Origin of the sequence: Microbacterium sp. IO18, from assembly GCF_049099505.1 — a bacterium.
GTDB classification, from domain to species: Bacteria; Actinomycetota; Actinomycetes; order Actinomycetales; family Microbacteriaceae; genus Microbacterium; species Microbacterium aurugineum.
Genome location: NZ_JBMJAF010000001.1, coordinates 986363 through 1000514, shown reverse-complemented (window position 1 = coordinate 1000514; position 14152 = coordinate 986363). Strand labels below are relative to the sequence as shown.

Annotated in this window: 9 protein-coding genes and 1 tRNA gene; 7 read left to right on the top strand and 3 right to left on the bottom strand. The window is 68.8% G+C overall.

The features are described 5' to 3' along the window. Positions 1-31: 31 nt before the first annotated feature. Both nudC and ACLF6J_RS04855 read left to right on the top strand, forming a co-directional pair. Positions 32-913, top strand: a complete 882-nt coding sequence (gene nudC, locus ACLF6J_RS04860) for an NAD(+) diphosphatase (RefSeq protein WP_134353388.1) — start codon at positions 32-34, stop codon at positions 911-913. Next, entirely contained in the window at positions 910-2631 is a 1722-nt protein-coding gene (locus ACLF6J_RS04855) for an ATP-dependent helicase (protein WP_134353390.1), read from the top strand. Before nudC ends, ACLF6J_RS04855 begins: the two co-directional genes overlap by 4 nt. Before the next feature lie 830 nt (positions 2632-3461). On the opposite strand, the gene ACLF6J_RS04850 is transcribed toward ACLF6J_RS04855, so the two are convergent. Further along, a complete protein-coding gene (locus tag ACLF6J_RS04850) occupies positions 3462-4853 on the bottom strand; it encodes a zinc-dependent metalloprotease (protein WP_134353392.1) in 1392 nt (463 codons plus the stop codon). 117 nt (positions 4854-4970) lie between these two features. Between ACLF6J_RS04850 and ACLF6J_RS04845 the strand changes: the two genes are divergently transcribed. From ACLF6J_RS04845 to ACLF6J_RS04835, 3 genes are all read left to right on the top strand, one after another. Then, positions 4971-6062 (top strand): YlbL family protein, encoded by a 1092-nt coding sequence (locus tag ACLF6J_RS04845; protein WP_134353394.1) that lies wholly within the window; start codon positions 4971-4973, stop codon positions 6060-6062. Positions 6063-6139: 77 nt separating this feature from the next. Then, a complete protein-coding gene (locus ACLF6J_RS04840) occupies positions 6140-9049 on the top strand; it encodes a UPF0182 family protein (protein WP_047523046.1) in 2910 nt (969 codons plus the stop codon). A gap of 109 nt (positions 9050-9158) precedes the next feature. After that, positions 9159-10130, top strand: a complete 972-nt coding sequence (locus ACLF6J_RS04835; protein ID WP_134353396.1) for an arsenic resistance protein — start codon at positions 9159-9161, stop codon at positions 10128-10130. Positions 10131-10238: 108 nt separating this feature from the next. Here ACLF6J_RS04835 and ACLF6J_RS04830 read toward each other — a convergent pair. Then, positions 10239-10312 (bottom strand) — tRNA-Met (locus ACLF6J_RS04830). A gap of 94 nt (positions 10313-10406) precedes the next feature. Between ACLF6J_RS04830 and ACLF6J_RS04825 the strand changes: the two genes are divergently transcribed. Then, complete coding sequence (locus ACLF6J_RS04825; RefSeq protein ID WP_134353398.1) at positions 10407-11216, top strand: carbon-nitrogen hydrolase family protein; 810 nt, start codon at positions 10407-10409, stop codon at positions 11214-11216. Between the two features lie 25 nt (positions 11217-11241). Here ACLF6J_RS04825 and ACLF6J_RS04820 read toward each other — a convergent pair whose 3' ends face one another. After that, entirely contained in the window at positions 11242-12444 is a 1203-nt protein-coding gene (locus ACLF6J_RS04820) for an aminotransferase class I/II-fold pyridoxal phosphate-dependent enzyme (protein WP_134353400.1), read from the bottom strand. A 98-nt stretch (positions 12445-12542) separates the two neighbouring features. Here ACLF6J_RS04820 and ACLF6J_RS04815 point away from each other — a divergent pair, with 98 nt between their 5' ends. After that, positions 12543-14120, top strand: a complete 1578-nt coding sequence (locus tag ACLF6J_RS04815; RefSeq protein WP_134353402.1) for a S1C family serine protease — start codon at positions 12543-12545, stop codon at positions 14118-14120. Positions 14121-14152 lie beyond the last annotated feature (32 nt).

Sequence of the window (14152 nt, the reverse complement as noted above, 5' to 3'; positions counted from 1 at the left end):
GCCTCCGCCACGCCCGTGAAAGAGGGAGTCGATGACCAGTCAGCGCCCGTCTCTCGACCGTGCAGCCGAACTCCGCGATGAGGCGGACGTCCTCGAACGCCTCCGAGAAGACCCCGCCACCCGCGTGATCGTCGTCCGTGAAGGGCGCGTCCGGGTGGTCGATTCGACGTTGCTGCGGGTTCCTCCCTCGGCCGTCGTCGAAGCCACCTGGGCTCTGCTCGGACGGGATTCCGATGGTGCCGTGGTGCTCCTCGCCGCAGCCCCTCCGGAGACCGATTCCCTCGACGCAGCGCCGGATGAGATCTGGCTCGGGCTCCGCGACCTCGGCGGCCGTATCGACGGTCAGGAGTCCGAACTCCTCATCGGCGCCATCGCCCTCGCCGGCTGGCTCCGCGATGCACCGTTCTGCCCGACATGCGGGGGTGGGACGGAGCTGCGGCAGGCGGGATGGTCACGACGGTGCCTGGTGTGCGCTCGCGAGCACTTCCCCCGCACCGACCCGGCGGTGATCGTCGCGGTCGAGAGCCGCGACGGCGAGCGGCTGCTGCTCGGAGCGAACGCGAACTGGGGCGGCCGTATGTACTCCTGTTTCGCCGGGTTCACCGAGGCAGGGGAGTCGCTCGAGTCGACCGTGCACCGGGAGATCGAGGAGGAGTCGGGCGTGCGGCTGTCGTCGCTGCGGTATGTCTCCTCGCAGGCCTGGCCGTTCCCGCGTTCCCTCATGGTCGGCTTCCGGGCCGTCGTGGACGAGGAGTCCGCTGCGCTCGCCGATGGTGAGGAGATCATCGACGTGCGCTGGTTCTCCCGTGCGGAGATCGGCTCCGCGCTGGCAGGGCGGGGGCCGGTGGGCCTCCCCGGGCCCGCGTCGATCGCCCGCGCGCTGATCGTCGACTGGTACGAGGAGCGCGCGTGAGCGCACTCGATGCCCTCGACGAGCGGCAGCGAGCGGCAGCATCGGTCCTGCGCGGACCCGTGGCCGTGCTCGCGGGCGCAGGCACGGGAAAGACACGCGTCATCACGCATCGCATCGCCCACGGCGTCGATACCGGGGCCTATTCGCCCTCCCGCGTCATGGCGGTCACGTTCACGGCCAAGGCCGCCGGCGAGCTGAGGGGGCGTCTGCGGGCGCTCGGCGTCGAGGGAGTCGCCGCTCGGACGTTTCACGCGACCGCGCTCGCGCAACTGAACTTCTTCTGGCCGACGCTCGCGGGTTCGCCCGCTCCGTCGATCATCGACAACAAGGTACGGATGCTGGGGCAGGCGGCCGATGCGATCCGGTTGCGGCCCAGCACCGCGACTCTCCGCGACATCGCCTCCGAGATCGAGTGGCGCAAGGTCTCGATGCTCTCGATCGACCAGTATGCGGCGCTCGACCGTCCGATCAGCGGAGTGGACACCGGTCAGCTCATCGAACTGATGCGCGGGTACGAGGCATTGAAGGATGACCGCCGTCAGCTCGATTTCGAAGACGTGCTCCTCGCCTGCGCGGGGATGCTGGAGACGGAGCCGCGGGTCGCCGCATCCGTCCACGAGCAGTACCGGCACTTCACGGTCGACGAGTTCCAAGACGTCTCACCGCTGCAGAACCGGCTGCTCGAACTCTGGCTGGGAGATCGGCACGACATCTGTGTCGTCGGAGACGCCAGCCAGACGATCTATTCCTTCGCCGGCGCCGACCAGCGCTTCCTGCTCGAGTTCGAGCGTCGTCACCCCGACGCCACGGTGGTGCGGTTGGAGACGAACTATCGTTCCCAGGCGCCGATCCTGACCGTGGCGAACGCGCTGATGCACGGACGCCCCGGTGCGCTCGAGCTCGTGCCCGCGCGCGAGCAGTTCACGGCCGATGCACCCACCGTGACTGCGTACGACTCCGAGAGCGAGGAGGCCGCGGGGATAGCGGCCTCGATCTCGGCTCAGCTCGCCGCAGGGGCATCGCCCTCGGAGATCGCCGTCCTCTACCGCGCGCACGCCCAGTCCGCGGTCCTGCAGCAGGCGCTCGCGGCCGAGGGCATCGCGACGACGGTGCTGGGGGGTACTCGCTTCTTCGCGATGCCGGAGGTGCGTCAGGCCATCCTGGCGCTGCGGGCGGCGGCCGTGGCTCCCTCCGAGCACGGGTTCCTCCCCGCGGTCCAGCGGGTCCTGCGCGAGCTCGGACTCACGGAGGAGCCGCCGGCTGCGGGCGGTGCGCAGCGGGGTGGATGGGAGGCGCGTCGTGCCATCCTGCGCCTCGCGGAGGATGCCGGTCCCGAGGCGGATCTGCGCAGCTTCAGCGACGCGCTCATGGCCCGCGCGAAAGACCAGCATGAGCCCACGATGCGCACGGTGACCCTGTCGACCCTGCATGCCGCGAAGGGACTCGAGTGGCCCCACGTGCACCTCGCCGGGTGGGCCGAGGGGTCGTTGCCGATCTCCTACGCGACGAGCTTCGAATCGGTCGATGAGGAGCGGCGCCTGGCCTACGTCGGTGTCACGCGCGCCGCGAGGACGCTGTCGCTGTCGTGGGCGAGAACGGCGGGGCGGGGAGAGCGGGCTCCGTCGAGGTTCCTCGCTGAGATGGGTACCACGGCTCGCGGCACTGGCATTCTTCGTGAAACCTCACCGAATGCCACCCGGTCGAGCCGTCGGCGCTGACCTGCGCGACACGGCTCTCCGACGCCGGATGTTCCCCCAGGAGCACTGCGGCGATCCGTCCGGCCTCGGCGACCTGCACCGCGCGGATCGGCCCGGGATCGCGACCGATCAGCTGTGCGTGCAGCAGGGGCCAGGCCGGGTCGAGATCCGTGGCGTGTGCGTCCCGGCAGGCGAGGCACGCGGACGCTCCGGGGATGACGAGGGGGCCGACCGTCACGCGTCCCGGTTCGAACGACACGGGAAGGTGCGGGATGTCGTCACGGAGGAAGCGGGCGAACGGCAGAGCGGCGGCGGCACCTCGCACGAGCACGACGGCGACAGCGGGTGGCTGAGCGGGATCGACGAGGGTGATGCCCTCGTCCACGAGCGACTCCCGCACGCGGTATTCGCACCTGCCGTCGGAGATGCCGATGCTCTCGACCCAGGCGGGGCGGGCCGCGGCTGGCTCATCGACCAGGAGCGGCTCCACCCGGGCGAGCAGGGCGCGAGCCTCTTCGCGCGGGGCGCCGGCGGCATGGGCGATCACGTCGAACGATCCCCGGCGGAAGGACGAGCGCAAGCGGCTGAGGAGGCGCTCCACCCAGGGGGCGACAGCATCGAAGCTCAGGGCACTGTCGTAGCCGAGCTGGAGCGTGCATTCGTCGCGCCACAGCAGTGGCGCGTTCGGGTCCACGCGCGTGAGGATCGGGGGAGTGAGCGGCATCCCTCCGATTCTGGAGGGGGCACGCGCACAGCGATCGCCACTCCGCCGCTTCGGTGGAGAACTCCCTGCAATTCGCATGACGGGGGAGGAGAAGTGCGACTTCTCGGTTCCGTCCGCGACGTGTCGGTCAGACGGGTCGGTCGCCTTCCGGGGCAGCGTCGTCGCCGTCGCTGTCCTCGGGCTTCTCCTCCGCGAAGTCGTCGCCGTCGAGCAGCCGCGCCAGCGCCTCGTCGAACTCGTCGGCGACCGGCTGCTCACCGCGCTCTGCGGCCTGCAGTCGCGCCACGAGCGCCCGGGGGTCGTCGATGTCGTCGGCTGTCGGCATCAGGTCGGGGTAGTCCCACAGCGAGTCCCGTGTACCGATACCCACGGCGTCCGTCACGGCCTGCCACATCGCCGACGCCTCCCGCATCCGCCGCGGACGAAGCTTGAGCCCGACGAGTGCGCCGAGCGCGTCCTCCGCGGGGCCGCCCACCGCGCGCCTCCTGCGGGCTGCTTCCGCGATGCGCGCACCGTCGGGGAGCCGCGAGGTCGCCTGTGCGGTCACCACGTCCACCCACCCGTCGATCGTCGCGATGAGGTTTTCCAGCCGGGTCAGCGCCTCGCGCTGGGCTTCGCTCTGCACAGGGAGCAGTGCGCCACCCTCGATGGCCGCACGCAACTCCTCCGGGTCGGAGGGGTCGAGCCGGCTCGCGACGTCTTCCAGAGCATCCACGTCGACCGTGACGCCGCGGGCGAAGTCCGTGATCTGCGCCATCACGTGCAGGTGCAGCCATTTCGCGTGCCGGTAGAGACGCGCGTACGCGAGCTCCCGGGTGGCGAGGTAAAGGGCGATCTGGTCTTCCGGGATCTCGAGGCCCTCGCCGAAAGCGGTGAGGTTCTGCGGGATCACGGCCGCCGTGCCGGCGGGGAGCACAGGAATTCCCACGTCGCCACCGGAGACGACCTCGAGCGAGAGGTTCCCGAGTACCTGCCCGAACTGCGCCGCGAACACGGATCCGCCCAGACCCCGCATCAGCTTTCCGGCGCCCTGGACGACGCCGCGCATCTCCTCGGGGACCTGCGTGTCCAGCGCGGAGGTCAGTGCATCGGCGATGCTGGTCGACACCGGATCGGCGATCTCCTTCCACACCGGAAGGGTCTTCTCGACCCACTCGCCGCGCGTCATCGCGATCGGGGATTCGGCGAGCTCCGAGATCGTGGTCGCCTCGCCCAGCCACAGGTTGGCGAGGGAGAAGGAATCGGCGAGTGAGGTGCGTGATCCGCCGCTGATGCCCTGCCCGTCGCGGTTGGCGATGAACAGGGCCTGACGCAGGGCGTTCTCCCAGGGGTCGCCGCCGAACGCGCCCTGGAGCTGCGACATGATCGTCTGCATCATCGCGGGGTCGAGGCTGAAGCCGTCCATGCCTTCGAACGCGCCGCGCAGCGCCTCGGGGTCGATGTCGCCACCGCCCTGGTTCGCGAGCATCCGTCGGAGGAACTCCTGGAAGTCCTCGGGGGTCGGGTCGTTGTCTGCCATGTCGCTCGCCTCTCAGCACATCTCTTGCCGTGGCATCTACGCTAGTCACAGGTTTCTGCGCGCGACCCCGATGCGGGCAGATCGGTGTACGCCGCTCGCGAACGACGGAGGAATGCTGTGGATCGAACGCGGTCTGGAAAGCCTGGACTCGGAGTCTGGGCGCTGATCGTCGCGCTCGTCGCCCTCGTCGTACTGACGTTCCTGCCGTCGCCCTATGTGATCCAGCGGCCCGGTCCGGTCTACGACACGCTCGGCACCGCGACCGACAAGGACGGCGACGAGGTTCCGCTGATCAAGGTCGACGGCGCCGAGACGTTCGAGACGGCCGGCACCCTGGATCTGACCACCGTGCAGGTCGTGGGGAACCGTGAGCGAACCCCGAGCTGGTTCGAGCTGGCCCTGGCCTGGATGGACTCCTCGCGTGCCGTCGTGCCGCTGGACTCCGTCTTCCCTGAAGGCGTGACGACCGAGCAGCGCGACGAGCGCAACGCCACGCTGATGATCGACTCACAGCACGAGGCCACCGCAGCCGCGTTGAACGAGCTCGGGTACGACACCGGCGCGCAGGTCGTGGTGGTCGACGCCGTCCCCGACTCGCCGGCACAGGGCGTGCTCGAGGCCGACGACGTGATCACCGCGATCGACGGCGCACCAGTGGCCTCGGCGACGCAGCTGCGAGAGGCGATCCAGGTGGCGGCGGGCGACCCCGTGACGCTCACCGTGCTGCGTGATGACGAGGAGCAGACGGTCGAGGTGACACCGGTGGAGCACGTGGAGGGCGGGGTCACGACCTGGCTCATCGGCGTCACGCTCCGCACGGACTACGACTTCGAGATCGATGTCACCATCCAGTTGGACAACGTCGGCGGGCCCAGTGCAGGGATGATGTTCGCGCTGGGGATCATCGACACCCTCACGGAGGGGGAGCTCAACGGTGGGGAGAACATCGCCGGCACCGGGACCATCGACGCCGCGGGCACCGTCGGTCCGATCGGCGGGATCCGGCAGAAGTTGTACGGTGCGCGCGACGCCGGCGCGGCGTTCTTCCTCGCGCCCGAAGCGAACTGCGACGAGGTCGTCGGGCACGTCCCGGACGGACTCCAGGTGATCCGCACCGCGACGCTCGACGAGTCGCTCGCCGCGCTCGAGGTGATCGCCGACGACGGCGACGTCGCCGCGCTGCCGACGTGCGAGACCGCCGGCAGCTGATCCCCGACCCGGCACCGTGACCTCGCCGTGACCGGGATGACAGCCTGCGCACAGTGAGCGATGCCTAGGATGGAGGGGTGACCTCGACCTCAGCTCCGACTCCGGCCACGCCTCGAACGTCCCGACGTATTCTCGGCATCTCTCTGGTGATCATCGCCGCCCTGATCGCGGTGTTCTTCGTGTTCGCCTCCCTCTACACCGAATTCCTCTGGTTCGACCAGCTGGGCTTCACCGGTGTCCTCACCACGCAGTGGATCGCCACGGCGGTGATGTTCGTGGTGGGCTTCCTCGGAATGGCGGTGCCGCTGTTCGTCGCCATCCAGCTCGCGTACCGGCTGCGCCCGGTGTACGTGCGGCTCAGCTCTCAGCTGGACCGCTACCAGGAGGTCATCGAGCCGCTGCGTCGACTCGCGATGTGGGGCATGCCGATCTTCTTCGGGCTGTTCGCCGGATTCGCCGCCGCAGGGCAGTGGAAGACGGTGTGGCTCTGGGCCAACGGTGTCGCCACGTCCAGTGTCGACCCGCAGTTCGGCATCGACACCGGGTTCTACATGTTCGCGATGCCGTTCTACTCGATCCTGCTCGCGTTCGTGTCGGCGGTCCTGCTCCTCGCACTCCTGGTCACCGCGCTCGTCTCCTACCTGTACGGATCGGTTCGTGTGGGCCAGGGAGAGCTGCGCATCTCCAAGCCTGCGCGTATCCAGCTCGCGGTCATCGCGGGTCTCTACCTGCTCGTGCAGGCGGCGAGCCTGTGGCTCGACCAGTACAAGACCCTCGTCGAGCCCGACGACCGCATCACAGGTGCGGCGTACACGGGTGTCAACGCGACGATCCCGGGCCTCGCGATCCTCGCCATCATCGCCGCCGTCGTGGCGATCCTGTTCTTCGTCACCGCGGTCATCGGCCGCTGGCGCTTCCCGCTCGCGGCCACGGCGCTCCTGATCGTCGCCGCGCTCGTCGTCGGGGTCGGCTACCCCTGGGTGGTCACCACCTTCCAGGTGAAGCCGAACCAGAACGCCTACCAGGCGGAGTACTACCAGCGGAACATCGACGGCACGAAGGAGGCCTACGGCGTCGCAGACCTCGAGACCACGCCGTTCGCCGCCAAGACGGACGCCGAGGCCGGTCAGCTGCGCGCCGATGCCGAGACCACGGCGTCGACCCGCATCATGGACCCCAAGGTCATCCCGCCCACGGTGCGTCAGCTCGAGCAGTACCGCGGTTACTACCAGTTCCAGACGACCATGGACGTCGACCGCTACGAGATCGACGGCCAGATGCAGGACACCGTGGTGTCCGTGCGTGACCTCGACATGTCCGGTCTCGGCGACGGTGACAACTGGAACAACCGTGTGGCGGTCTACACGCACGGCTACGGTCTCGTGGCCGCCGCGGGCAACCAGCGGACCTCGGACGGCGAGCCGGTGTTCCTCGAGCGCGGCATACCGTCCTCCGGGTTCCTGACGGACCGGGAGAACTTCGAGCCTCGCGTCTACTTCGGCGAGAAGTCGCCCGAGTACTCGATCGTCGGAGCGCCCGAAGGCGCCGAGCCGGCCGAGATCGACTACCCGCGGGGCAAGGACGGCTCCAGCGAGACCAAGACGACGTTCTCCGGGGACGGCGGACCCAAGATCGGCGACACGTTCACGAAGCTGCTGTACGCGCTGAAGTTCCAGTCCGAGCAGATCCTGTTCTCGAACCTCGTGAACGAGGAGTCGCAGATCCTCTACGACCGCGATCCGACGACCCGTGTGCAGAAGGTCGCGCCCTACCTCGAGCTCGACAGCGATCCGTACCCGAGTGTGGTGGACGGTCGTATCGTCTGGATCGTCGACGGCTACACCACGAGCCAGACCTACCCGTACTCGACGAGCGTGAGCCTGTCGGACGCGATCGCCGACTCCAACGTCACGTCGCCGACGCTGGCCATCGACGACATCAACTACATCCGCAACTCGGTCAAGGCCACGGTCGACGCCTACGACGGCTCCGTGACGCTGTACGCCTGGGACGATGAGGACCCGGTCCTCAAGACCTGGCAGAAGATCTACCCGTCGACGCTGAAGCCGATCAGCGACATGTCGGGTGAGTTGATGAGCCACGTGCGCTACCCGACGGACCTGTTCAAGGTGCAGCGCGACATCCTCGGCGTCTACCACGTCGACAAGGCCGGCTCCTTCGCACAGCAGGACAACCGGTGGCAGACGCCGAACGACCCGCGCAGCGAGTCGATGCTGCAGCCGCCGTACTACCTGACGATGCAGATGCCCGGCCAGGATTCCCCGCGGTTCTCGATGTTCTCGACGTTCATCCCGAACTCGCAGGGCTCGGGCGGCAGCCGCGACGTGCTCATGGGCTACCTCGCGGTGGACTCGGACGCCGGTTCGGAGAAGGGCGTGAAGGCAGAGGGCTACGGCCAGCTGCGGATGCTCGAGATCGACACGGACACGACGGTGCCGGGCCCCGGCCAGGTGCAGAACACCTACAACTCCGACACGTCCGTCGTGCCTCAGCTCAACCTGCTGCAACAGGGAGAGTCGGAGGTCATCTACGGCAACCTGCTGACGTTGCCGGTCGGTGGCGGTCTGCTCTATGTGCAGCCGGTGTATGTGCAGTCCTCCGAGGGTACGCAGCTGCCGCGTCTGCAGAAGGTGCTGGTCGCGTTCGGTGATCGCGTCGCTTTCGAGAACACGCTGACCGAGGCTCTGGACACGCTCTTCGGCGGTGATTCCGGTGCCACCGGTGGTGACGACACGGTCGAGCCGAGTGACCCGGACACGGAGAACCCGGACGCCGGCGAGACGCCGACCGAGCCCACGCAGCCGACGGATGCGCAGGCCGACGCCTTGGCTGCCGCGCAGCAGGCACTGGTCGACCGTGAGACGGCGCTGCAGTCGGGTGACCTCACGAAGTTCGCGGAGGCCGATGAGCGCCTCACCGCGGCCGTCGAGAAGCTCCTGGAGCTGGACGCCGCCGCCGAGAAGTGAGTCGTCCCGCACCGCAGTGAATGGGCGCCCCCGTGAGGGGGCGCCCATTCCTGTTCCGGCGGCGCGGCTCAGATTCGCGAGTGGTCGTGCGGCAGGACATGCTGGTGGCATGCGAAGCGTGATCGTCTGGGGTGAGCGTCACCAGGTCGCTCTCTATCTCGTGGCGATCGCCGCGGGTGGCGTGCTGGGTCTGCGGGTGCCCTCTGCTGCGCGTCCGCTCGAAATCGCGATCACCCCGGTGCTCGCTGTGCTCCTCTTCGCCACCTTCCTCGGAGTGCCCTTTCCGGCGATCGGCCGGGCGTTGCGCGACGGGCGGTTCCTCGCCGTCCTCCTCGCGGTGAACTTCGTGATCGTGCCCGTGGTGGTGTTCGGGCTCTCGCGTTTCGTGGCGCAGGACGCGGCGTTGCTGGCCGGCGTCCTCCTGGTGCTGCTCACCCCCTGCGTCGACTATGTGATCGTGTTCACCGGGCTCGGGGGAGGGGCGAAGGAACGGCTGCTCGCGGCAGCACCGATCCTGATGCTCGGACAGATGCTGCTGCTCCCGCTCTTTCTGTGGTGGTTCGTCGGCGTGGACCTGGTTCGAACCGTCGAGCTCACCCCGTTCATCGAGGCCTTCGTCTGGGTGATCCTCCTGCCCCTCGCGGCCGCGGGGGCGGTGCAGTACGCGGCGTCTCGGTGGCGGTGGGGGCGGAGCGTCGAGGCGGTGGCGGCCGATGCGATGGTGCCGCTGATGATGCTGACGCTCGCCGTCGTCGTCGCCTCCCAAGTGCACGGCGTGAGTGCGCGCCTGGCGGACCTCTGGGTCGCCGTGCCGATCTTCCTCGGGTTCGCCGCCCTGATGCTCCCTCTCGGCGCAGTCGCCGGTCGTGTCTCGAAGCTCGGCGTCCCCGCTCGACGTGCGATCGTCTTCTCCGGCGCGACACGCAACTCGCTCGTCGTCCTTCCGCTGGCGCTCGCGCTTCCGGCATCCTTCGCTCTCGCACCGTTGGTGGTGGTGACGCAGACGATCGTCGAGCTGATCGTGATGGTGGTCTTCGTCCGGCTCATTCCGCGATTCATCCGAACCGGGGAGATCTCGTGATCCGGGCGGCTCCGCGCCCGCGGGCGACGTCCACGCGCGCGTGCTCCTGCAGGAAAGGCGAAAGGCCCTCTGATCTGGATTTCTCTAGATCAGAGGGCCTTTCATTTGTTGCGGGGACAGGATTTGAACCTGCGACCTCCGGGTTATGAGCCCGGCGAGCTACCGAACTGCTCCACCCCGCGGCACAAGAAGTAACTTATCACGGAATGCGGACCTCGGCGAATCGAGGCGCCCGGGGATGACGCCTCGGGCGTGTCGATGCGGGAGGATGGATGTATGTCCGAGACAGCAGCCGTCCCCGTCGCCGTGTGTCAGTTCGCGCCGACCGCTTCCCGTTCGGAGAACCGCGAGAAGATCGCGGAGTTGACGGCGGAGGCAGCGGCTCGCGGGGCCAGGTTGATCGTCTTCCCCGAGTACTCGAGCTACTTCGTCGACCCGATGGACGAGAGCCTCGCGGCGAACGCGGAAGACCTCGACGGGGACTTCGTCACGACGCTCACCGGACTCGCCGCCGATCATGCGGTCGTGATCGTCGCAGGGCTGGTGGAGCGCGCGTCGGACGACCGCCGCGTGCGGAACACGCTCGTCGCGGTGCGGGGTGACGGCATCCTCGCGGTCTATCGCAAGCAGCACCTCTACGACGCGTTCGGGCAGACGGAGTCCGACTGGATCGAGGCCGGCGAGGTGGGGGAGGCATCGACGTTCGAGGTCGCCGGTCTGCGGTTCGGGCTCATGACCTGTTACGACCTGCGTTTCCCGGAGGTCGCCAGGTCGCTGGTCGACGCGGGGACCGATGCGCTGGTCGTGCCTGCGGAGTGGGTGCGAGGTCCGCTCAAGGAGCACCACTGGACCACGCTGCTCGCCGCGCGTGCGATCGAGAACACCGTGTACGTGGTCGCGGCGGACCACCCCACGCCGATCGGCGTCGGGCATTCGCAGATCATCGATCCGCAGGGCGTCGTCCTCGCCGGGGTCGGCACCGCGCCCGGAATCGCGGTGGCGGTCGTGGAACGCTCTGCGATCGACCGGGTGCGCGCCGTGAACCCCTCGCTCCGTGTGCGGCGGTACGCCGTCGTGCCGCGCTGAGGGAACGATCCGGTCCCTCGAACGCTCAGGCGGTGAAATCGGCCAGGCGGGACGCCGCCTTCTCCAGGACATCCACTCGCTTGCACGCGGCGAAGCGCACGAGGCCCGCGTACTCCTGTCGATGCGGTTCCGACACGAACGCGGTCAACGGGATGGCGACGACTCCGACACGTTCCGGCAGCGCTCGGCAGAACGCCGCGGCGTCCCTGCCGCCGAGCGCGGTCGCATCGGCCACCGTGAAGTAACCGCCCTGTGGCGTGTGCACCGTGAACCCGGCCGCGCGCAGTCCGTCGCCGAGGATCCCGTGCTTGTGGGCGAGCGCGGATGAGGCATCGGCGAAGGTGGAGTCGTCGAGTCGGAGCCCCGTGGCGACGGCGGGCTGGAAGGGGGATCCGTTCACGTACGTGAGGTACTGCTTCACCGTGAGCACCGCCGTGATGAGAGCGGCGGGTCCGTGCACCCAGCCGATCTTCCATCCGGTGACCGAGAAGGTCTTGCCGGCGGAAGAGATCGTCAGGGTGCGCTCGGCGGCGCCGGGCAGCGTCGCGATCGGCGTGTGGGGTGCCTCGAAGGAGAGGTGCTCGTACACCTCGTCAGTCACGATGACGGCGTCGTGCCGCGCAGCGAGCCGCACCACCGCGGTGAGGACGTCGTGTCCGAAGACCGCACCCGTCGGATTGTGCGGGTCGTTGACGAGGATGATCCGCGTGCGATCGTTCACGGTGGCCGCGAGCTGGTCCAGATCGGGCTGGAAGTCGGGCGCGCGGAGCGGAACCGTGCGCAGGCGCGCTCCCGCCAGAGCGACCGCTGCGGCGTAGGAGTCGTAGTACGGCTCGAAGACGACCACCTCGTCGTCGGGACCGTCGATCAGTGCGAGCAGCGTGGCCGTGAGCGCCTCGGTCGCCCCTGCCGTCACGATCACCTCGGTACCGGGGTCGACATCGAGCCCGTAGAACCGGCGTTGATGCTCGCTGATCGCCTGGAGCAGGTCGGGTACGCCGCGACCCGGCGGGTACTGGTTCGCCCCGTGGGCGATCGCGGCCCGAGCGGCTTCGAGCACCTCCGGAGGGCCGTCCTCGTCGGGGAATCCCTGTCCGAGATTGATCGCCCCGGTTCGGGCCGCGGCAGCGGACATCTCTGCGAAGATGGTGGGCGCGACGGTTCCGTCTGCGGCGAGCAGACCGGCGCCCGCCGCCGTGCGACGCCATGCGCCGGGGATGACACTCATGAAGAACAGGCTAAGGCCATAGCTGAAACTCATCTTCGACATAAGGAACGCACAGACACAGGCGTCATTCTGAAGTGGTCGTTGAAGGAGCACACACCATGAACGAAGACAACACACAGGACCACTCGGTACCCGCGTCGAACGACGCCGTGCCGTCCACCGAGGCAGCAGAGGTCGCCGCTCAGCCGGCGACGGAGGCCGCCGCTGACACCACCGCGCCGTCCGCCGTTTCGCCGGGTCCCTCCGCGCCGGCTCCCGTCGCCCCCGTCCAGGGACACGTCGTACCGCCGACCTTCACCTCGCAGGTGCCGGCGGCGCCCGTGGTCGAGCCCGTGCCGCACGTCTTCGCCGCCCCCGCGAACTCCGCGACGGCAACGGCCCCTGGTGCCGCGTTCGGCATCCCCACCGCCGCGTCCTACACGCAGCCCACGCAGCCCCTCGGTGCGGACACGCTTCCCGGCGAGGCGAAGGCCAAAGACCAGAAGTCCCGAGGCGGCGCGAAGATCGCGGCATTCATCGTCGCGGCCGCGCTCGTCGGCGGTGTCGCCGGGTTCGGTGGCGGCGCCTTGCTGAACGGTCTTCAGAACCCGCCGTCCTCCGGCACGGCCTCGGGGCCGCAGACCGTCACGGTCAACAACCCCGGGTCGGTCAACGAGACCACCGCCGTCGCGACGTCTGCCCTCCCCTCCGTGGTCACCATCGAGGTCGCGGGATCCCAGGAGGCCGGAAGCGGCTCCGGTGTCATCATCAGCGATGACGGCTACGTGCTCACGAACACCCACGTGGTGACGCTGGGCGGAGCCGTCGCCGATCCCACGATCCGGGTGACCGCCTCGGATGGGAAGCTCTACGAAGCCACGGTCGTGGGCACCGACCCGATCTACGACCTCGCCGTGATCAAGCTGAAGGACGCCAAGGGGCTCACGCCCATGAAGTTCGCCGATTCGTCGAAGCTCAACGTCGGCGACACCACGGTCGCGCTCGGCGCCCCGCTCGGCCTGGCGAACTCGGTCACCACCGGCATCGTCAGCGCACTCAACCGGAGCATCCAGATCGCGTCGTCGGCACTGCCGGACTCGTCCTCCGAGGATGCTCCCGAGCAGCAGTCGCCTGACCAGGGCCAGGGGCCCTTCCAGTTCGACATCCCCGGAAACTCCGGTCAGCAGACGTCCGATTCCATCTCGATCGCCGTGATCCAGACCGACGCCGCCATCAACCACGGCAACTCCGGGGGTGCGCTCGTCAACAGCAAGGGCGAGTTGATCGGCATCAACGTGGCGATCGCGAGTTCGGGCAACTCCGAGGACTCCGGTTCCATCGGCATCGGCTTCGCCATCCCGTCGAACATCGCCAAGCGGGTCTCCGACGAGATCATCGCCGACGGCGCAGCGACGCACGGCCTCCTCGGCGCCTCCGTCCAGGACGCCTCGAACGTCGAGGGCGCGACCGTCGCCGGCGCGTACATCGCCGAGGCGAGCGACGGCGGCGCTGCGGCGGCAGCCGGCATCGAGAAGGGTGACATCGTCACCTCGTTCAACGGGGTTCCGATCACCAGCGCGACCGACCTCACGGCGCAGGTCCGCGCGGCAGCGGCCGGCAGCGATGCCCAGGTCACCTACGTCCGTGGCGGCAAGTCCTACGACATCGAGGTGACGCTCGGCGAACTCGCCGGCTGAGTCCCCGGTCTCACAGAGAAGGACGCCGCCCC